The sequence below is a fragment of the Cupriavidus alkaliphilus genome, from assembly GCF_900094595.1.
Lineage (GTDB): Bacteria > Pseudomonadota > Gammaproteobacteria > Burkholderiales > Burkholderiaceae > Cupriavidus > Cupriavidus alkaliphilus.
Genome location: NZ_FMAD01000007.1, coordinates 309,882 through 328,686, shown reverse-complemented (window position 1 = coordinate 328,686; position 18,805 = coordinate 309,882). Strand labels below are relative to the sequence as shown.

At 64.9% G+C, this 18,805-nt stretch carries 18 protein-coding genes; all 18 read left to right on the top strand.

Going from position 1 to position 18,805, the window contains the following annotated elements; translation table 11 throughout:
* The first annotated feature begins 6 nt into the window (after positions 1-6).
* Positions 7-504, top strand: a complete 498-nt coding sequence (nuoE, locus tag GA0116996_RS17210) for an NADH-quinone oxidoreductase subunit NuoE (RefSeq protein WP_029044768.1) — start codon at positions 7-9, stop codon at positions 502-504.
* Between the two features lies 1 nt (position 505).
* Entirely contained in the window at positions 506-1,801 is a 1,296-nt protein-coding gene (gene nuoF, locus GA0116996_RS17205) for an NADH-quinone oxidoreductase subunit NuoF (protein WP_092314050.1), read from the top strand.
* A 12-nt stretch (positions 1,802-1,813) separates the two neighbouring features.
* Positions 1,814-4,177, top strand: coding sequence for an NADH-quinone oxidoreductase subunit NuoG (gene nuoG, locus GA0116996_RS17200; protein WP_092314048.1), 2,364 nt, complete (start codon positions 1,814-1,816; stop codon positions 4,175-4,177).
* Positions 4,178-4,198: 21 nt separating this feature from the next.
* Positions 4,199-5,263, top strand: coding sequence for an NADH-quinone oxidoreductase subunit NuoH (nuoH, locus tag GA0116996_RS17195; protein ID WP_092314046.1), 1,065 nt, complete (start codon positions 4,199-4,201; stop codon positions 5,261-5,263).
* 64 nt (positions 5,264-5,327) lie between these two features.
* Entirely contained in the window at positions 5,328-5,819 is a 492-nt protein-coding gene (gene nuoI, locus GA0116996_RS17190; protein ID WP_010809124.1) for an NADH-quinone oxidoreductase subunit NuoI, read from the top strand.
* 199 nt (positions 5,820-6,018) lie between these two features.
* Positions 6,019-6,663, top strand: coding sequence for an NADH-quinone oxidoreductase subunit J (locus GA0116996_RS17185; RefSeq protein WP_092314044.1), 645 nt, complete (start codon positions 6,019-6,021; stop codon positions 6,661-6,663).
* Between the two features lie 17 nt (positions 6,664-6,680).
* The gene (gene nuoK / locus GA0116996_RS17180) at positions 6,681-6,986 is read left to right on the top strand and encodes an NADH-quinone oxidoreductase subunit NuoK (protein WP_029044763.1); all 306 of its coding nucleotides are present in this window, start codon (positions 6,681-6,683) and stop codon (positions 6,984-6,986) included.
* A gap of 58 nt (positions 6,987-7,044) precedes the next feature.
* Positions 7,045-9,132, top strand: a complete 2,088-nt coding sequence (gene nuoL / locus GA0116996_RS17175) for an NADH-quinone oxidoreductase subunit L (RefSeq protein WP_092314042.1) — start codon at positions 7,045-7,047, stop codon at positions 9,130-9,132.
* Positions 9,133-9,159: 27 nt separating this feature from the next.
* Positions 9,160-10,626 (top strand): NADH-quinone oxidoreductase subunit M, encoded by a 1,467-nt coding sequence (locus tag GA0116996_RS17170; RefSeq protein ID WP_092314040.1) that lies wholly within the window; start codon positions 9,160-9,162, stop codon positions 10,624-10,626.
* An 18-nt stretch (positions 10,627-10,644) separates the two neighbouring features.
* The gene (gene nuoN, locus GA0116996_RS17165) at positions 10,645-12,120 is read left to right on the top strand and encodes an NADH-quinone oxidoreductase subunit NuoN (protein WP_092314038.1); all 1,476 of its coding nucleotides are present in this window, start codon (positions 10,645-10,647) and stop codon (positions 12,118-12,120) included.
* A gap of 13 nt (positions 12,121-12,133) precedes the next feature.
* Positions 12,134-12,442 carry a DUF2818 family protein gene (locus GA0116996_RS17160; RefSeq protein ID WP_092314036.1) on the top strand — a complete coding sequence of 103 codons (309 nt, stop codon included), beginning with the start codon at positions 12,134-12,136 and terminating at the stop codon, positions 12,440-12,442.
* A 44-nt stretch (positions 12,443-12,486) separates the two neighbouring features.
* On the top strand, positions 12,487-13,140 hold the full coding sequence (locus GA0116996_RS17155) for an NUDIX domain-containing protein (RefSeq protein ID WP_208601254.1): 654 nt from the start codon (positions 12,487-12,489) through the stop codon (positions 13,138-13,140).
* A 117-nt stretch (positions 13,141-13,257) separates the two neighbouring features.
* A complete protein-coding gene (locus GA0116996_RS17150) occupies positions 13,258-13,704 on the top strand; it encodes a DUF1178 family protein (RefSeq protein WP_092314034.1) in 447 nt (148 codons plus the stop codon).
* Positions 13,705-13,797: 93 nt separating this feature from the next.
* Positions 13,798-15,000: an acyl-CoA dehydrogenase family protein gene (locus tag GA0116996_RS17145; RefSeq protein WP_092314032.1), complete on the top strand. Its 1,203-nt coding sequence runs from the start codon at positions 13,798-13,800 to the stop codon at positions 14,998-15,000.
* Positions 15,001-15,013: 13 nt separating this feature from the next.
* Complete coding sequence (locus tag GA0116996_RS17140) at positions 15,014-16,132, top strand: acyl-CoA dehydrogenase family protein (RefSeq protein WP_092314030.1); 1,119 nt, start codon at positions 15,014-15,016, stop codon at positions 16,130-16,132.
* 157 nt (positions 16,133-16,289) lie between these two features.
* A complete protein-coding gene (locus tag GA0116996_RS17135; RefSeq protein ID WP_092314028.1) occupies positions 16,290-16,733 on the top strand; it encodes a MaoC family dehydratase in 444 nt (147 codons plus the stop codon).
* Positions 16,734-16,765: 32 nt separating this feature from the next.
* The gene (locus tag GA0116996_RS17130) at positions 16,766-17,242 is read left to right on the top strand and encodes a MaoC family dehydratase (protein ID WP_062797794.1); all 477 of its coding nucleotides are present in this window, start codon (positions 16,766-16,768) and stop codon (positions 17,240-17,242) included.
* Between the two features lie 599 nt (positions 17,243-17,841).
* Positions 17,842-18,804: a ubiquinol oxidase subunit II gene (gene cyoA / locus GA0116996_RS17125; RefSeq protein WP_092314026.1), complete on the top strand. Its 963-nt coding sequence runs from the start codon at positions 17,842-17,844 to the stop codon at positions 18,802-18,804.
* Position 18,805: the final 1 nt, after the last annotated feature.

Sequence of the window (18,805 nt, the reverse complement as noted above, 5' to 3'; positions counted from 1 at the left end):
ATGACCATGCTATCAGCAGAAGCTCTCAAGGAAATCGATCGCGCGATCGCGAAGTATCCGGCCGACCAGAAGCAGTCGGCCGTGATGGCGGCGCTTGCCGTGGCGCAGGGCGAGGTGGGCTGGGTTTCCCCCGAAGTCATGCAGTTCGTCGCCAACTACCTCGAGATGCCGCCCGTGTGGGTGGAAGAGGTGGCGACCTTCTACAACATGTACGACACCAAGCCGGTGGGCAAATTCAAGCTCGCCGTCTGCACCAACCTGCCGTGCGCCCTGTCGGGTGGCGAGCGGGCTGGCGAGTACCTGAAGCGCAAGCTCGGGATCGACTACAACGAGACCACCGCTGACGGCTGCTTCACCCTGAAAGAGGGCGAGTGCATGGGCGCTTGCGGCGACGCGCCGGTGATGATCGTCAACAACACCCGCATGTGCAGCTTCATGAGCGACGACAAGCTCGACGCGCTTGTCGACGAGCTCAAGAGCGAAGCCGCCAAGGGGGGCAAGTAACATGACCAGTCTGCACGACCGCCATATCCAGCCGCTGATCCTGGCCGGCCTGGACGGCAAGAATTGGCACCTGGAAGACTACGTCAAGCGTGGCGGCTACCAGCAACTGAAGCGCATCCTGACCGAGAAGATCCCGCCCGAGCAGGTGATCGCCGACGTCAAGGCCTCGGGCCTGCGTGGCCGTGGCGGCGCGGGTTTCCCGACCGGGCTGAAGTGGAGCTTCATGCCGCGCACGTTCCCGGGTCAGAAATACCTGGTCTGCAACACCGATGAAGGCGAGCCTGGCACGTTCAAGGACCGCGACATCATCCGCTACAACCCGCATTCGCTGATCGAGGGCATGGCCATCGGCGCGTACGCGATGGGCATCACCGTGGGCTACAACTACATCCACGGCGAGATCTGGAACGAGTACAAGATCTTCGAGGAAGCCCTCGAAGAAGCGCGTGCCGCCGGCTTCCTGGGCGACAACATCCTGGGCTCGGGCTTCAGCTTCCAGCTGCACGCCCACCACGGCTATGGCGCCTACATCTGCGGCGAGGAAACCGCGCTGCTGGAATCGCTGGAAGGCAAGAAGGGCCAGCCGCGCTTCAAGCCGCCGTTCCCGGCCAGCTTCGGCCTGTACGGCAAGCCGACCACCATCAACAACACCGAGACCTTCGCCGCGGTGCCGTTCCTGCTGGCCGTCGGTCCCGAGAACTACCTGAAGCTGGGCAAGCCGAACAACGGCGGCACCAAGATCTTCTCGGTCTCGGGCGACGTCGAGCGTCCCGGCAACTACGAGATCCCGCTGGGCACGCCCTTCGCCAAGCTGCTGGAGCTCGCCGGCGGCATGCGCGGCGGCAAGCGCATCAAGGCGGTGATTCCGGGTGGCTCGTCCGCGCCGGTGGTGCCGGGCGACCTGATGATGGCGTCCGACATGGACTACGACTCGATCGCCAAGGCTGGCTCGATGCTGGGCTCGGGCGCGGTGATCGTGATGGACGAGACGCGCTGCATGGTCCGCTCGCTGCTGCGCCTGTCGTACTTCTACTTTGAGGAATCGTGCGGCCAGTGCACGCCGTGCCGCGAAGGCACCGGCTGGCTGTACCGCATGGTCAATCGCATCGAACACGGAGAAGGGCGCCAGGAAGACCTGGACCTGCTCAACAACGTCGCGGAAAACATCATGGGCCGCACCATCTGCGCGCTCGGCGATGCCGCGGCGATGCCGGTCCGCGGCATGCTCAAGCACTACTGGAAAGAGTTCGAATATCACGTCGAACACAAGCAGTGCATGGTTCCGGCCTACATCTAAGCGTGGCAGAACATGGTTGAACTAGAGATCGACGGCAAGAAGGTTGAGGTTGCTGAGGGCAGCCTGGTGATGGAAGCGGCCCGCAAGCTGGGCACCTACATCCCGCACTTCTGCTACCACCGCAAACTGTCCATCGCGGCCAACTGCCGCATGTGCCTGGTCGAGGTCGAGAAGGCCCCGAAGGCGCTGCCTGCCTGCGCCACGCCGGTGACCCCCGGCATGAAGGTCTTCACCAATTCGGAGAAGGCGGTCAAGGCGCAGAAGTCCGTGATGGAATTCCTGCTGATCAACCACCCGCTGGATTGTCCGATCTGCGATCAGGGCGGCGAGTGCCAGCTGCAGGACCTGGCCGTGGGCTACGGCGCCTCGGAGTCGCGCTACAAGGAAGAGAAGCGCGTGGTGTTCCACAAGAACGTGGGCCCGCTGATCTCCATGGAGGAGATGACCCGCTGCATCCATTGCACCCGCTGCGTGCGCTTCGGCCAGGAAGTGGCCGGCGTGATGGAGCTGGGCATGCTCAACCGCGGCGAGCATTCCGAAATCACCACCTTCGTCGGCAAGACCGTCGACTCGGAACTGTCGGGCAACATGATCGACCTGTGCCCGGTCGGCGCGCTGACCAGCAAGCCGTTCCGCTACTCGGCCCGTACCTGGGAGCTGGCGCGCCGCAAGTCGGTGTCGCCGCACGACGGCCTGGGCGCGAACCTGGTGGTGCAGACCAAGAACCAGCGCGTCATGCGCGTGCTGCCGCTGGAAAACGAAGACATCAACGAGTGCTGGATCTCCGACAAGGACCGCTTCTCGTATGAAGGCCTGAACAGCGCCGACCGCCTGACCCGCCCGCTGCTGAAGCAGGGCGGCGAATGGATGGAAACCGACTGGCAGACCGCGCTGGAATACGTGGCCAATGGCCTGGCCGGCATCAAGCGCGAACACGGCGCCGACCAGATCGCCGCGCTGGCCAGCCCGCACAGCACGCTGGAAGAGCTGTTCCTGCTGGGCAAGCTGATGCGCGGCCTGGGCAGCGACAACGTCGACTTCCGCCTGCGCCAGACCGATTTCTCGGCCGCGCTGAAGGGCGCGCCCTGGCTGGGCATGCCGGTGGCCGACGTGACCACGCTGCAACGCGCGCTGGTGATCGGCTCGTCGCTGCGCAAGGACCATCCGCTGCTGGCCTCGCGCCTGCGCCAGGCGACCAAGAAGGGCGCCCGCGTGACCGTGCTGGGTGCCGGCGGTGAAGACCTGCTGATGCCCGCCACCCGTATCGACGTGGCCCCGTCGGGCTGGGCCGCCGCGCTGGCCGGCGTGGCCCGTGCCGTGGCCGCCGCCAAGGGCGTAGCCGCCCCGGCCGGCACCGAAGGCTTCGACGGCGGCGACGCCGCCGCCAAGGCCGCCGAGTCGCTGCTGTCGGGCGAGCGCCGTGCCGTGTTCCTCGGCAACGAGGCCGTGCGTCATCCGCAGTTCTCGGCGCTGCACGCGCTGGCGCAGTGGATCGCCACCGAAACCGGCGCCACGCTGGGCTTCCTGACCGAAGCGGCCAACACCGTCGGCGGCCATATCGCCGGGGCGCTGCCGAAGCAGGGCGGCGCCAACGCGCAGGCCATGCTGGAGACGCCGCGCAAGGCCTACATCCTGCTGAACACCGAACCCGAGTTCGACGCCGCCGACCCGCGCCAGGCGTTGGCCGCGCTGGCCCAGGCCGGCACCGTGGTGGTGCTGTCGCCGTTCCGCTCGGAAGCGGCGATGCAATACGCCGACGTGATCCTGCCGGTGACGCCGTTCACGGAAACCGCCGGCACCTTCGTCAACTGCGAGGGCAAGCCGCAAAGCTTCAACGGCGTGGTGCGCGCCCTGGGCGAAGCGCGTCCGGGCTGGAAGGTGCTGCGCGTGCTGGGCAACCTGCTCGACGTGGCCGGCTTCGACTACGACACCGCCGAGGCGGTGCGCGCCGAAGTGCTGTCGGCCCCGGTCGAGGCCCAGCTGGACAACGCCACCGACGCGCCGATCCGCGTGGCCGCCGCTGCCGCCAACGGCATCGAGCGCATCGCCGACGTGCCCATCTACCATGCCGACCCGATCGTGCGCCGCGCCGAGTCGCTGCAGCTGAGCGCCGCCGCGCGCCGCGCCATGCAGATCGCGCTGCCGGCCGACCTGTTCGCCAGCCTGGGCATCCAGTCGGGCGATCCGGTGCGGGTCACGCAAGGGCAGGGCAGCGTGGTGCTGCCGGCCGTGCTCGAGGCGACGCTGCCGGCCAACACCGTGCGCGTGCCGGCGGCAACGCCGGCGGCCATGAGCCTGGGCGCGATGTTCGGCACCGTCACCGTAGAGAAGGCCATTGACCTGGCGCCGGCCACCGGCACCGTGGCCACGGCGTAAGAACAAGAGCGAGAACAAGACATGATTGACTGGATTACCTCGCAAGGGCAGGGCGCACTGGGCGCGTACTGGACGCCGCTGTGGATCCTGATCCGCGCCGTGATCATCGTGGTGCCGCTGCTGCTGTGCGTGGCGTACCTGATCCTGTGGGAGCGCAAGCTGATCGGCTGGATGCACGTGCGCATCGGCCCGAACCGCGTCGGTCCGCTGGGCCTGCTGCAGCCGATCGCCGACGTGCTGAAGCTGCTGCTCAAGGAAGTCATGCTGCCCACGCAGGTCAGCCGGGGCATGTACCTGATCGCCCCGCTGATGGTGCTGATGCCGGCCGTGGCGGTCTGGGCCGTGATTCCGTTCCAGGCCGAGGTGGTGATGGCCGACGTCAGCGCCGGCCTGCTCTACGTGATGGCGATCAGCTCGGTCGGCGTCTACGGCGTGATCCTGGCCGGCTGGGCCTCGAACTCCAAGTACGCCTTCATCGGCGCGATGCGCGCCGCGGCGCAGATGGTGTCGTATGAAATCGCCATGGGCTTTGCCCTGGTGACGGTGCTGATGGTTGCCGGCAGCCTGAACCTGTCGGCCATCGTCAACGGCCAGAACACCGGCTACTTCGCCGACATGGGCATCAACATCCTGTCGTGGAACTGGCTGCCGCTGCTGCCGATGTTCGGGGTGTACTTCATCTCGGGCGTGGCCGAAACCAACCGCCACCCGTTCGACGTGGTCGAAGGCGAATCGGAAATCGTGGCCGGCCACATGATCGAATACTCGGGCATGGGCTTCGCGCTGTTCTTCCTGGCCGAGTACATCAACATGATCATCATCTCGACGATGACCGCGCTGATGTTCCTGGGCGGCTGGGCGCCTCCGTTCGAGAGCGTGGTGACCAACGCGGTCCCCGGCTTCTTCTGGCTGCTGATCAAGGTTTTCCTGCTGCTGTCCGTGTTCATCTGGATTCGTGCCTCGTTCCCGCGCTATCGCTATGACCAGATCATGCGCCTGGGCTGGAAGGTGTTCATTCCCCTGACCGTGGCCTGGCTGATCATCGTGGCGATCTGGATCAAGTCGCCGTGGAACATCTGGCACTGAACGGCCAAACGACGGTGCGCCTGCCCGGCAGGGCGCGCATCGTGTGGAAATACTAGGAAGCATCATGCTGCTCGCCATCAAGGACTTCTTCAACAGCCTGCTCCTGAAGGAACTCTTCAAGGGCATGGCCCTGACCGGCCGCTATCTCTTCGCGCGCAAGATCACGGTCCAGTTCCCGGAAGAGAAGACGCCGATCTCGCCGCGTTTCCGCGGGCTGCACGCGCTGCGCCGCTACCCCAACGGGGAAGAGCGCTGCATCGCCTGCAAGTTGTGCGAGGCGGTGTGCCCGGCGCTGGCCATCACGATCGAGTCCGACGCGCGCGCCGACGGCACCCGCCGCACCACGCGCTATGACATCGACCTGACCAAGTGCATCTTCTGCGGCTTCTGCGAAGAGGCCTGCCCGGTCGACGCCATCGTCGAGACGCAGATCCTGGAATACCACGGCGAAAAGCGCGGCGACCTGTACTTCACCAAGGACATGCTGCTGGCCGTGGGCGACCGCTACGAGCCGCAGATCGCCGCGGCCAAGGCGGCCGACGCGAAGTACCGCTAAGCCGGATGCCGGCCGGAAGTTTCGGCCACAGACGTAACGCCGGTTGGCGGCTGCCGCAAGCAGCAGACCTGGCAGCCGCCGCCACCGAATTGAAATGCGGTCCCTGCAATGCAAGGGGCCAATGCAAGGATGCCGCAGGAGCGGGCCACCCGAGGGGTTGGCTTGTGCCGGACGGCCCAGAGAGGATCCGATAGGGACCATGGAACTCACGACCACCATCTTCTACGTCTTTGCGCTGGTGCTGGTGCTCTCCGCACTGAAAGTCATCACCGCGAAGAACCCGGTGCACTCCGCACTGTTCCTCGTGCTGTCGTTCTTCACGGCCGCGGCGATCTGGATGCTGCTGCAGGCGGAATTCCTCGCCATCCTGCTGGTGCTGGTCTATGTCGGCGCGGTGATGGTGCTGTTCCTGTTCGTGGTGATGATGATCGATATCGATATCGAGCACCTGCGCCGCGACTTCTGGACCTACGTGCCGATGGCCTCGATCGTGGGCGCGCTGATCATCGCCGAGATGGCGATCGTGCTGGTGCGCAACTTCATCGGCACCACCACGCCGGTGGTGGCCAGCGGCTCGCAGGAGCCGGGCTACTCGAACACCGCCGCACTGGGCAAGCTGATCTACACCGACTACATCTACGCCTTCGAAGTGGCCGGCATCATCCTGCTGGTGGCGATCATCGCCGCCGTGGCGCTGACCCTGCGCCGCCGCAAGGACGTCAAGGCCCAGGACGTGTCGGCGCAGCTGCGCACCCGCCGCGACGAGCGCGTGCGCCTGGTGCCGATGGCCGCCGAAGACCAGACCCAGCAGACGGAAGCCGCGGCTGCCGCCAATAAGAACTAAAGCCCGGAGAAATCGCTGTGCTCTCTCTCGCTCATTTCCTCGTGCTCGGTGCGATCCTGTTTGCGATCAGCATCGTCGGCATCTTCCTGAACCGCAAGAACGTGATCGTGCTGCTGATGGCGATCGAACTGATGCTGCTTGCGGTGAACATCAACTTCGTTGCCTTCTCGCATTACCTGGGCGACCTGGCTGGTCAGGTTTTCGTTTTCTTCATCCTCACGGTGGCCGCCGCCGAGTCGGCAATCGGTCTGGCAATCCTGGTGGTGCTGTTCCGCAACCTGGATACGATCAACGTGGACGACATGGACACCCTGAAGTACTGATCCGTGGCGCACTACGTAGATACCCAAGACTCACCGACCGCACACCACTAAGCGTCCTATGGCAACCACGCTCAACCCCAACCTGCTGCTTGCGATCCCGCTGGCGCCGCTAGTCGGCTCCGCGATCGCCGGCCTGTTCGGTACCAAGTTCTTTGGCCTGTTTTCCTCGGAGTCGCGCGGCGGCCGGATCGTGGCCCACACCTCGACGATCCTCGGTGTGGCCATCGCCTGCGTGCTGTCGGTGATGGTGCTGCTCGACGTGATCAACGGCGCGGGCTACAACGGCACCGTCTACGAGTGGATGGCGATCGGCAGCCTGAAGATGGAGGTCGGCTTCCTGGTCGACTCGCTGACCGCGATGATGATGGTGGTGGTGACCTTCGTCTCGCTGATGGTGCATATCTACACCGTCGGCTACATGGACGGGGACCCCGGCTACAACCGCTTCTTCGCCTACATCTCGCTGTTCACCTTCTCGATGCTGATGCTGGTGATGAGCAACAACTTCCTGCAGCTGTTCTTCGGCTGGGAGGCGGTGGGCCTGGTGTCGTACCTGCTGATCGGTTTCTGGTACACCCGCCCGACGGCGATCTTCGCCAACATGAAGGCGTTCCTGGTCAACCGCGTCGGCGACTTCGGCTTCATCCTGGGCATCGGCCTGCTGCTGGCCTACGCCGGCAGCATGAACTACACCGAAGTGTTCGCCGCGCGCGACCAGCTCGCCACCGTGATCTTCCCGGGCACCGACTGGATGATGATCACCGTGGCCTGCATCTGCCTGTTCATCGGCGCGATGGGCAAGTCGGCGCAGTTCCCGCTGCACGTCTGGCTGCCCGACTCGATGGAAGGCCCGACCCCGATCTCGGCACTGATCCACGCGGCTACCATGGTGACCGCCGGCATCTTCATGGTCGCGCGCATGTCGCCGCTGTTTGAGCTGTCGGACACCGCGCTGTCGTTCGTGCTGGTGATCGGTGCCATCACGGCGCTGTTCATGGGCTTCCTGGGCATCATCCAGAACGACATCAAGCGCGTGGTCGCGTACTCGACCCTGTCGCAGCTGGGCTACATGACCGTGGCGCTGGGCGCTTCGGCCTACTCGGTGGCGGTGTTCCACCTGATGACGCACGCGTTCTTCAAGGCGCTGCTGTTCCTCGGCGCGGGCTCGGTCATCATCGGCATGCACCACGACCAGGACATCCGCAACATGGGCGGCCTGCGCAAGTACATGCCGATCACCTGGATCACCTCGCTGGTGGGTTCGCTGGCGCTGATCGGCACGCCGTTCTTCGCGGGCTTCTACTCCAAGGACTCGATCATCGAGGCCGTGGCCGAGTCGCATATCGCCGGTTCGGGCTTTGCCTACTTCGCCGTGCTGGCGGGCGTGTTCGTCACCGCGTTCTACTCGTTCCGCATGTACTTCCTGGTGTTCCATGGCAAGTCGCGCTGGGGCCAGAACCACGCGCACCAGCACCATGAGGGCGACCACGAGGACGAGGAAGTCTCGCACGACCACCATCACGGCCTGGCCGCCGGCGAGACGCCGCACGAGTCGCCGTGGGTGGTGACGCTGCCGCTGGTGCTGCTGGCGATCCCGTCGGTGATCATCGGTGCGATCGCGATCGAGCCGATGCTGTTCGGCAACTTCTTCAAGAACGGCATCGCCTTCAAGGAAGTGATCTTCGTCGGCGAGAACCACCACGCCATGGCCGAACTGAAGGCAGCGTTCCACGGCTGGGTGGCGATGGCGCAGCACTCGCTGACCACGCCCGTGCTGTGGCTGGCCGTCGCCGGGGTGGTGCTGTCGTGGTTCTTCTACATGAAGCGCCCGGATATCCCCGAGGCCATCGCCAATCGCTTCTCGGGCCTGTACAAGCTGCTCGACAACAAGTACTACATGGACGCCATCAACCAGGCCGTGTTCGCCCGCGGCGCACGCCTGCTCGGTACCGGCCTGTGGAAGGGCGGCGACCAGAGCCTGATCGACGGCCTGTTCGTCAACGGCGCGGCGCGCGTGGTGGCATCGTTTGCTTCGGCCAGCCGCTACCTGCAGTCGGGCTATATCTACCACTACGCGTTCGCGATGATCGTCGGCATGCTGGTGCTGCTGACGCTGACGATCACGGGCGTGATCGGCACCAAGTGATAGGCACCAAGTAAGGAAAACATAGAAATGGTTCTGTCTTTCTCAATCTGGCTGCCTGTCTTTTTCGGCCTGCTGATCCTGGCCTTCGGCTCGGACCGCAGCCCTGGCTTCGTGCGGTGGATGTCGCTGTTCGGCTCGATCGCCAGCTTCGTGGTCACGCTGCCGCTGGTGTTCAACTTCGACCGCGCCACCGCGGCGATGCAGTTCGTCGAAAAGGCGAACTGGATCGAGCGCTTCAACATCCACTACCTGCTGGGCGTTGACGGCCTGTCGATGTGGTTCGTGGTGCTGACCGCCTTCATCACGGTGATCGTGGTGATCTCGGCATGGGAAGTGATCACCGAGCGCGTGGCCGAGTACATGGCCTCGTTCCTGATCCTGTCCGGCCTGATGGTGGGCGTGTTCTGCGCGCTCGACGGCATGCTGTTCTACGTGTTCTTCGAAGCCACCCTGATCCCGATGTACATCATCATCGGCGTCTGGGGCGGCCCGAACCGCGTCTACGCGGCCTTCAAGTTCTTCCTGTACACGCTGCTGGGCTCGCTGCTGACGCTGGTCGCGCTGCTGTACCTGTACAACAAGACCGGCACCTTCGACATCCTGCAATGGCACCAGGCCAAGCTGTCGATGAACGAGCAGATCGCGCTGTTCCTGGCCTTCTTCGTTGCCTTCGCGGTCAAGGTGCCGATGTGGCCGGTGCACACCTGGCTGCCCGACGCCCACGTCGAGGCGCCGACCGGCGGCTCGGTGGTGCTGGCCGCGATCATGCTGAAGCTGGGCGCCTACGGCTTCCTGCGCTTCTCGCTGCCGATCGCGCCTGACGCCAGCCACTACCTGGCCCCGTTCATCATCACCATCTCGCTGATCGCGGTGATCTACATCGGCCTGGTGGCACTGGTGCAGGCCGACATGAAGAAGCTGGTGGCGTACTCGTCGATCGCCCACATGGGCTTCGTCACGCTGGGCTTCTTTATCTTCAGCGACATCGGCGTCGAAGGCGGCATCGTGCAGATGATCTCGCACGGCTTTATCTCGGGCGCGATGTTCCTGTGCATCGGCGTGCTGTACGACCGCGTGCACTCGCGCCAGATCGCCGACTACGGCGGCGTGGTCAACACCATGCCCAAGTTCGCCGCGCTGTCGGTGTTCTTCGCCATGGCCAACTGCGGCCTGCCGGCCACCTCCGGTTTCGTCGGCGAATTCATGGTGATCCTGGGCGCGGTCAAGTTCAACTTCTGGATCGGCCTGCTGGCCGCCACCGCGCTGATCCTGGGCGCCGCCTACTCGCTGTGGATGGTCAAGCGCGTGATCTTCGGCGACGTCGTGCACCAGCACGTGCGCGAGCTGGCCGACCTGAACAAGCGTGAGTTCGTCATGCTCGGCCTGCTGGCCATCATGACGCTGTACATGGGCCTGCACCCGAAGCCCTTTACCGACGTGATGCACCCGTCCGTGGTCAACCTGCTGCAGCACGCGGCGCAGTCGAAGCTGTAATCGGGGAGAGATATCAACATGCAACCGTCCTCGACACTCGCCCCCGTGGCGCCGATCATCTTCCTGGCGATCGCCATCGCCGCGATCAACTGGATCGACCTGGCCCGGGGCAAGGGCAAGCAGAGCGTGGCGTATCCGCTGTCGCTGCTGACCACGCTGGTGCTTACCGTTTGGTTCGGCATGAACGCCGCCACCGGCGAGACCCATTACGCGTTCGCCAACCTGGTCGTGATCGACCCGATGGCCAACGTGCTGTCGGCCTTCTGCGCCGCCGGCCTGTTCGTCACGCTGGTCTATACGCGCCGCTACCTGGCCGAGCGCGACATGTTCGCCGGCGAGTTCTACATGCTGGCGCTGTTCACGCTGGGCGGCCAGATCGTGATGATCACCGGCAACAACTTCCTGACCCTGTACCTGGGCCTGGAGCTGCTGTCGCTGTCGTCGTACGCGCTGGTGGCGCTGCGCCGCGAGTCGCGCGTGACCTCCGAATCGGCAATGAAGTACTTCGTGCTGGGCGCGCTGGCTTCGGGCTTCCTGCTGTACGGCATCTCGATGATGTACGGTGCCACTGGCTCGCTGAACCTGGGCGAGGTGTTCCGCGCGGTGGAATCCGGCCGCATCAACACCACCATGCTGGCCTTCGGCGTGGTCTTCATCGTCGCCGGCCTGTCGTTCAAGCTGGGGGCCGCGCCGTTCCACATGTGGATTCCGGACATCTACCAGGGCTCGCCGACCGCGGTGACCCTGCTGATCGCCGGCGGCCCGAAGGTGGCGGCGTTCGCGCTGTTCATCCGCGTGCTGGTGGAAGGCCTGCTGCCGCTGGCCAGCGACTGGCAGATGATGCTGGTGGTGCTGTCGATCATCTCGCTGGCGATCGGCAACCTGACCGCCATCGTGCAGAGCAACCTGAAGCGGATGCTGGCGTACTCGACCATCTCGCACATGGGCTTCGTGCTGCTGGGGCTGCTCTCGGGCGTGGTCGCCAACAAGGCTGACGGCGCTGCCGATGCCTACAGCTCGGCGATGTTCTACTCGGTCACCTACCTGCTGACCACGCTGGGCACCTTCGGCATCATCCTGCTGCGCACCAGCAAGGGCTTCGAGGCCGAGACCCTGGAAGACCTGAAGGGCATGTCGCGCCGCAACCCGTGGTTTGCCTTCCTGATGCTGGTGATGATGTTCTCGCTGGCGGGCATCCCGCCGACCGTGGGCTTCTATGCCAAGCTGGCCGTGCTCGACGCGGTGGTCAAGGCCGGCATGACCTGGCTGGCGGTGGTGGCGGTGCTGTTCTCGCTGATCGGCGCGTTCTACTACCTGCGCATCGTCAAGCTGATGTACTTCGACGCCCCCGTTGGCGAAGAGGAACTGGAAGCCACCTTCGGCCTGCGTTCGATGCTGAGCGTGAACGGCGCCGCGGTGATCCTGCTGGGCCTGTTCCCGGCCGCGCTGATGAACCTGTGCTACCAGGCCATCCGCTCGACCCTGGGTTCCTGATCCGGCACGCGACATGAGCGCCTCCGCAAGCGGCTGGTTTGTCATCCTGCTGGCACTGGTATGTGCGAATCTGCCGTTCGTCAACCAGCGCCTGTTCGTGGTGATCCCGCTGCGGCAGGCGCGCAAGCCGCTGTGGCTGCGCCTGCTCGAACTGGTGGTCTGGTTCGGGGTGGCCGGCGCCGCCGGCTTGGCGGTGGAAGCCAACCTGGGCGGCACGTTTGCGCAGGGCTGGCAGTTCTACGCCATCACCGCCTGCATGATGCTGGTGTTTGCCTTCCCTGGCTTCACCTGGCAATACCTCGTCAAACACCGCACGGCCTGAAGCCGGTCTTGTCGGCGCCGGGCCCTGCCTGATCCGGAGCGTCCATGACCGACAAGATCCCACGCGGTACCCAATCTCCCGCCGCATTCGCTAGCCTGTCCGAGAACGACGACGCACTGAAGGAAGTGTGCGTGGCGTCGGCCACGGTCCATCGCGGCAAGTTCCTCACCCTCAAGCAGGACGTCGTCAGACTGCCCGACGGCAAGCAGACCGGGCGCGAGTACGTGGTCCATCCCGGCGCGGTGATGATGATCCCGCTGTTCGATGACGGCACCGTGCTGCTGGAGCGCCAGTTCCGCTACCCGGTAGGCGAGGTGATGCTGGAATTCCCCGCGGGCAAGCTCGATCCCGAAGAGGGGGCGCAGCGCTGCGGCGAACGCGAACTGCTCGAGGAAACCGGTTACCGCGCCGCGCGCTGGGACTACCTGACGCGGATCCATCCCGTCATTTCCTATTCGACCGAGTTCATCGATATCCTGCTGGCGCGCGACCTGACGCACGGCGAGGCGCAGCTCGATGACGGCGAATTCCTGGAAACCTTCATTGCGCCGGCGGGGCAGGTGATCGACTGGGTCCGCAGCGGCCGCATCACCGACGTAAAGACCATCATCGGCGCATTCTGGCTGGAAAAAGTGATCTCGGGTGCCTGGCAGCCGGGCGAGCAGCCTATGCCGGCGTATGGGGCGGCACAAGGCTGAGCCGCGCGGCGGAGACGCCGCAGCGTAGTTCCGAACGGTCGTTCTAAAAAATTTAGCACGACCGTTCACAAAATTTGGATTCGCGGATAATATAGCTTTTGACGGGCTGGAAAGATCATGAAGGTGCTCGACCTGCGCTGCGCGCATGACCATCGTTTCGAGGGCTGGTTTGCCTCGGAGGAAGAGGCGCAGTCGCAAATCTCGCGTGACCTCGTCCAATGCCCGGTCTGTGGCGACCACGCCGTGACCCGGCTGCCCAGCGCACCGCGCCTGAACCTGTCGGGCGCGACCGCGCGCGAGGGCAAGGCCAGGCCGGCGCCGCCGGCAGCCACACCGGTGACACTGCAAGCGCTCTATATGAAGGCAGTGAAGCAGGTGCTGGCGCAGACCGAGGATGTTGGCGACCGCTTTGCCGAGGAGGCAAGGCGCATGCACTATGACGAGGCGCCGGAGCGCGGCATCCGCGGTTCGGCCTCGCCGGAGGAGGTGCAGGCGCTGGCCGAGGAGGGCATCGAGACCTTTCCGCTCGTGGTGCCGGATGCGCTGAAGCAGACGGCTCACTGAATTGCGTCCTGTGCCCGTTGCTGTCGGCGCATGACGCGCAGGCAGAACAAACCGCCGGCGGCCCGCGCCATGCCGGCACCACTGGAGACGGGCATGGATCTCAACTACTCGGCGTCCGACGATGCCTTCCGCGAGGAAGTGCGTAGCTGGCTCGAAGCCAACTTGCCGGCGGACATCCGCAGCAAGATTCTCAACCACCGCCGTCCGAACCGCGACGACCTGGTGCGCTGGCACAAGCTGCTCGCCGGCAAGGGCTGGTCGGCGCCGCACTGGCCGGTGCAGTACGGCGGCACCGGCTGGAACGCCACCCAGCGCCATATCTGGGACGAAGAGAATGCCCGCGTCGGCGCGCCCGGCGTGCTGCCGTTCGGCGTGGCGATGGTCGCTCCGGTGATCATGAAGTACGGCAACGAGCAGCAGAAGTCGTACTACCTGCCGCGCATCCTCGACTGCACCGACTGGTGGTGCCAGGGCTATTCGGAGCCGGGTTCCGGTTCGGACCTGGCCTCGCTGAAGACCCGCGCCGAACTGACCTCCGACGGCAAGCACTACATCGTCAACGGCCAGAAGACCTGGACCACGCTCGGCCAGCACGCCGACATGATCTTCTGCCTGGTGCGCACCGACCCCGAAGCCAAGAAGCAGGAGGGCATCTCGTTCCTGCTGATCGACATGAAGACGCCGGGCATCACCGTGCGCCCGATCATCATGCTCGACGAAGAGCATGAAGTGAACGAAGTCTTCTTCGACAACGTCAAGGTGCCGGTCGAGAACCGCGTCGGCGAAGAGAACAAGGGCTGGACCTACGCCAAATACCTGCTTGGCCATGAGCGCACCGGCATTGCCCGCGTCGGCAATTCCAAGCGCGAGCTGGGCTTCCTCAAGCGCGTGGCGCGCCAGCAGCAGAAGAACGGCAAGCCGCTGCTGGAGGATCCGGTGTTCGGCGCCAAGGTGGCCGCGCTGGAAATCGAGCTGATGGCGCTGGAGATCACCGTGCTGCGCGTGGTGTCGAGCGAAGCGGCGGGCAAGGGCCCCGGCCCCGAGGCCTCGATGCTGAAGATCAAGGGCACCGAGATCCAGCAACTGCTGACCGAGCTGATGGTCGAGGCGGTCGGCCCGTACGCGCAGCCGTTCGACACCGCCTACCTGGAGTGCGAGACCGAGCACGCCGTGACCGGCTACGACGACGCCGCGCCGCTGGCCGCGTACTACTTCAACTATCGCAAGACCTCCATCTACGGCGGGTCCAACGAAATTCAGAAGAACATCATCAGCCAGATGATTCTGGGGCTGTGAGGAGACACGCATCATGAACTTCAATCTCAGCGACGAACAGAAGCAGCTGGCCGACGCCGTCCGCCGTTTCATCGACAAGGACTATGGCTTCGAAGAGCGCAAGAAGCACTACGAGAGCGCGACCGGCTACGGCGAGTCCGCATGGGGCGCGCTGGCCGAGCTCGGCCTGACCGCGCTGCCGGTGCCGGAAGCGCAGGGCGGCTTTGCCGGCAAGGCCCTGGACATGATGGTGGTGCAGCAGGAACTGGGCCGCGGCCTGATCGTTGAGCCGTACCTGGCCACCGTGGTGGGCGCCTACGCCCTGGGTCTGGCCGGCGGCCAGGACGCGCTGCTGGAGCAGGTGGCCGGCGGCGAGCTGAAGCTGGCCGCGGCATTCAACGAGCCGCAGGCGCGCTATGAGCTGAACAACGTGCGTGTTACCGCGCGCGACGGCAAGCTCAACGGCCGCAAGACCGTGGTTGTGCACGGGGGCCAGGCCGACCAGCTGATCGTGTCGGCGCGCAGCAGCGGCGGCGATGCCGACCAGGACGGCATCTCGCTGTTCCTGGTGGATGCGAAGGGCGCCGGTGTCAGCATCAAGGACTACCGCACCATCGACAACCTGCGCGCCGCCGACATCACCTTCCAGGACGCGCCGGCGCACCTGCTGGGCGAGGCCGGCAAGGCCTTCGCGCTGGTCGAGCAGGTGGCCGACTACGCCGCGGTGCTGCTGTGCGCCGAGGCCGTGGGCGTGATGGACACGCTCAATGCCGCGACGCTGGAATACGCCAAGACGCGCCAGCAGTTCGGCGTGCCGATCGCGCGCTTCCAGGCGCTGCAGCATCGCATGGTCGAGATGTTTATCCACGCGGAGCAGTCTCGCTCGATCACGCTGCTGGCCGCGGCTCGCTTCGAGGAGGCCACGGCGGAAGAGCGCCGCCGCTACGTCTCCGCCGCCAAGGCGCGCGTGGGGCAGGCCGCGCGCACGGTTGGCCAGGAGGCGGTGCAGATCCACGGTGGCATGGGCGTGACCAACGAACTGCCGGCCGCGCACATGTTCAAGCGGCTGACCATGATCAACACCACCTTCGGCGACGTGGACCATCACCTGGGCCGGTTCGCCGCCCAGCCGGGGTTCCAGGAAGCTGCCTGATCCGGCCAGTCCAGTCAAAACCGCGCTGCAGTCCAGGCGCGGTTTTTTTCTTTGCGCGCTGTTAGGGGCGGGTTCGGCAAATACGGACGCGCGCGCCGGCCCGCCATGCGATCATCGTGCGGACAACTCAACCGCCATCCCCAACGGAGACACCCCCATGCTGTATTTCGAGGATTTTGAAGTCGGCAGCCGCCGCGAGCTGGGCTCCTACCTCGTCACCGAGGAAGAGATCCTGAGCTTCGCGCGCCAGTACGATCCGCAGCCGTTCCATATCGACAAGGAAGCCGCCGCCAGCAGCATCTACGGCGGCCTGATCTCGAGCGGCTGGATGACGTGCTCGATCATGATGCGCCTGCTGGTGCTGAGCACCACCGGCAAGTCGGCCAGCATGGGCTCGCCGGGCGTCGACGAGATCCGCTGGCTCAAGCCGGTCTATGCCGGCGACACGCTGACGGTGGTGCTGAACGTGCTGGACACCCGTGCGTCGCAGTCCAGGCCCGACCGCGGCATCGTGCATACCCAGTGGGAAGCCACCAACCAGCGCGGCGAACTGGTCTGCACCGTCAAGGGCATGGGCATGTACGGCCGCCGGCCGGCGTAACAACACTTAACCGTCACGAGGAGACGATCGACATGCGTACCATCGCAACGCTGGAAGAACTGGAAGGGCTGCAGGGCCAGGAGGTCGCGGTCAGCGACTGGATCGAGGTGACCCAGCAGCAGGTCAACCAGTTTGCCGAGGCCACCGGCGACCACCAGTGGATTCACATCGACGTGGAGCGCGCCAAAAAAGAATCGCCCTATGGCGGCCCGATCGCGCACGGCTTCCTGACGCTGTCGCTGCTGCCCAAGTTCATGCACAACGCGCTCAGCATGCCGTCCAAGATCGGCGTCAACTACGGGCTTAACCGGGTGCGCTTTACCGCACCGGTGCCGGTCGGCAGCAAGCTGCGCGCGCGCATCAAGCTGCTCAAGGTCGAGCGCCTGGATCCGTTGCCGAAGTCGCCCGAACTGGTCGGCGCGCAGTCCACCTGGGAGGTCACGGTGGAGCGCGAGGGCAGCGAGCGCCCGGTGTGCATCGCCGAGTCGATCACCCGCCGTTACGGCTGAGCCGCCGCGCCGCATGCGGCACTGCGACAATATGCCACAGCGCGGCGTCGCACCCCGGAGAGCCGCGCAAAGCGCGGCTTTCTGCATATTTAAGCGCGATTTTGTGATGTTGACGTGGATCAAAGACAGCTCAGTGCACCAATGCGTTGATTGTCCGTTTAAATGAACAGTGTGTTCCGCATCGTTGGGTTTACCCCTAATGTTGCGTTGCGGTACAGTCGCGCCCACGATGTTTTACGTGTTGCGCTCCCCGGCCGAAAACCGCGCCTGCCCTGACGGCAGGTCCGTCGGGAGGCGCAAAAGCCTCGTATTCCAACGCTACCCGGCCGCTGTACTGAGCCGGGACCGTTCGCGGTTTCGGCCAGGTGCCGCAGCGCCGGCAAGGTCCCACAGGGCCTGCAGCGCGCGCAGTCAGTCCTTCCGTGTTCATGGCGTTGCAAGGCCGCATGGTCCCCGGGCGCAGGATCCGCCCCCAGACCGCAACGCCAGCTAAGGACACGTCCTTCCGGTTTTCCCTCAGCCCCACGCCTCTTGCGCAAGCATCAGGCGGTTTAGCCGCGCTTTTGCCCGAAGCGCGGTGTAACCAAACCAGTCGTGACATGAAGAAACCCATACTGCCGCGGTGGACGCGGTTCCTGCCTTGCCTTGGCCTGCTCCTGCTCGCCGGCTGCAACATGACGCTGCTCGACCCGAAAGGGCAGGTCGGCGTCGACATCAAAGGCATCATCCTGATCGCCACCTGGCTGATGCTGCTGGTGGTGGTGCCGGTGATCGTGCTGACGCTGGTGTTCGCCTGGAAGTACCGCGCCAGCAATACCTCGGCACGCTATGAACCCGACTGGTCGCACTCGACCGCGATCGAGGTGGTGGTGTGGCTGATCCCCTGCCTGATCATCATCGCGCTGGGCATCATCACCTGGAAGTCCTCGCACGACCTCGACCCGTACAAGCCGCTGGAATCGAGCAAGAAGCCGGTCACGGTCGAAGTGGTGGCGCTGAACTGGAAGTGGCTGTTCATCTATCCGGAACTGAACATCGCCACCGTCAACCAGATCGCCTTCCCGGTCGACACCCCGGTGAACTTCAAGATCACCTCGGATTCGATCATGAATTCGTTCTTCATCCCGCAACTGGGCAGCCAGGTGTACGCCATGGCCGGGATGGAAACCAAGCTCCACCTGATCGCCAACGAAGCCGGCAGCTATGACGGCGTGTCCGCCAACTACAGCGGCGGCGGCTTCTCGGGCATGAAGTTCAAGGCCATCGCCATGTCGAACTACGAGTTCGACCAGTGGGTGGCCAAGGTTCGCGCCTCGTCGACCGAACTGGGCGTCGATGGCTACAAGACGCTGGCGCAACCCAGCGAGAAGGAGCCGGTCGCGTACTACGGCAAGGTGGAAGACCAGCTGTTCCGCCACATCCTGCACAAGTACATGGGCCACGGCGGCGCCGCACTGGCCGCCGACGGGTTCAAGGGCGGCCCGATCTGCACGTCGCGCAACACCCTCGGTGAAGAGCAGCTGTCCTTGACCACGCCGGCCGCGCTGCCGGCAGGCGCGTAAT

Excerpts from the sequence above, each read along its gene's own strand:
- nuoE (WP_029044768.1), top strand. The coding sequence starts at position 7 with ATGCTATCAGCAGAAGCTCTCAAGGAAATCGATCGCGCGATCGCGAAG.
- nuoF (WP_092314050.1), top strand. The coding sequence starts at position 506 with ATGACCAGTCTGCACGACCGCCATATCCAGCCGCTGATCCTGGCCGGC.
- nuoG (WP_092314048.1), top strand. The coding sequence starts at position 1,814 with ATGGTTGAACTAGAGATCGACGGCAAGAAGGTTGAGGTTGCTGAGGGC.
- nuoH (WP_092314046.1), top strand. The coding sequence starts at position 4,199 with ATGATTGACTGGATTACCTCGCAAGGGCAGGGCGCACTGGGCGCGTAC.
- nuoI (WP_010809124.1), top strand. The coding sequence starts at position 5,328 with ATGCTGCTCGCCATCAAGGACTTCTTCAACAGCCTGCTCCTGAAGGAA.
- GA0116996_RS17185 (WP_092314044.1), top strand. The coding sequence starts at position 6,019 with ATGGAACTCACGACCACCATCTTCTACGTCTTTGCGCTGGTGCTGGTG.
- nuoL (WP_092314042.1), top strand. The coding sequence starts at position 7,045 with ATGGCAACCACGCTCAACCCCAACCTGCTGCTTGCGATCCCGCTGGCG.
- GA0116996_RS17170 (WP_092314040.1), top strand. The coding sequence starts at position 9,160 with ATGGTTCTGTCTTTCTCAATCTGGCTGCCTGTCTTTTTCGGCCTGCTG.
- nuoN (WP_092314038.1), top strand. The coding sequence starts at position 10,645 with ATGCAACCGTCCTCGACACTCGCCCCCGTGGCGCCGATCATCTTCCTG.
- GA0116996_RS17160 (WP_092314036.1), top strand. The coding sequence starts at position 12,134 with ATGAGCGCCTCCGCAAGCGGCTGGTTTGTCATCCTGCTGGCACTGGTA.
- GA0116996_RS17155 (WP_208601254.1), top strand. The coding sequence starts at position 12,487 with ATGACCGACAAGATCCCACGCGGTACCCAATCTCCCGCCGCATTCGCT.
- GA0116996_RS17150 (WP_092314034.1), top strand. The coding sequence starts at position 13,258 with ATGAAGGTGCTCGACCTGCGCTGCGCGCATGACCATCGTTTCGAGGGC.
- GA0116996_RS17145 (WP_092314032.1), top strand. The coding sequence starts at position 13,798 with ATGGATCTCAACTACTCGGCGTCCGACGATGCCTTCCGCGAGGAAGTG.
- GA0116996_RS17140 (WP_092314030.1), top strand. The coding sequence starts at position 15,014 with ATGAACTTCAATCTCAGCGACGAACAGAAGCAGCTGGCCGACGCCGTC.
- GA0116996_RS17135 (WP_092314028.1), top strand. The coding sequence starts at position 16,290 with ATGCTGTATTTCGAGGATTTTGAAGTCGGCAGCCGCCGCGAGCTGGGC.
- GA0116996_RS17130 (WP_062797794.1), top strand. The coding sequence starts at position 16,766 with ATGCGTACCATCGCAACGCTGGAAGAACTGGAAGGGCTGCAGGGCCAG.
- cyoA (WP_092314026.1), top strand. The coding sequence starts at position 17,842 with ATGAAGAAACCCATACTGCCGCGGTGGACGCGGTTCCTGCCTTGCCTT.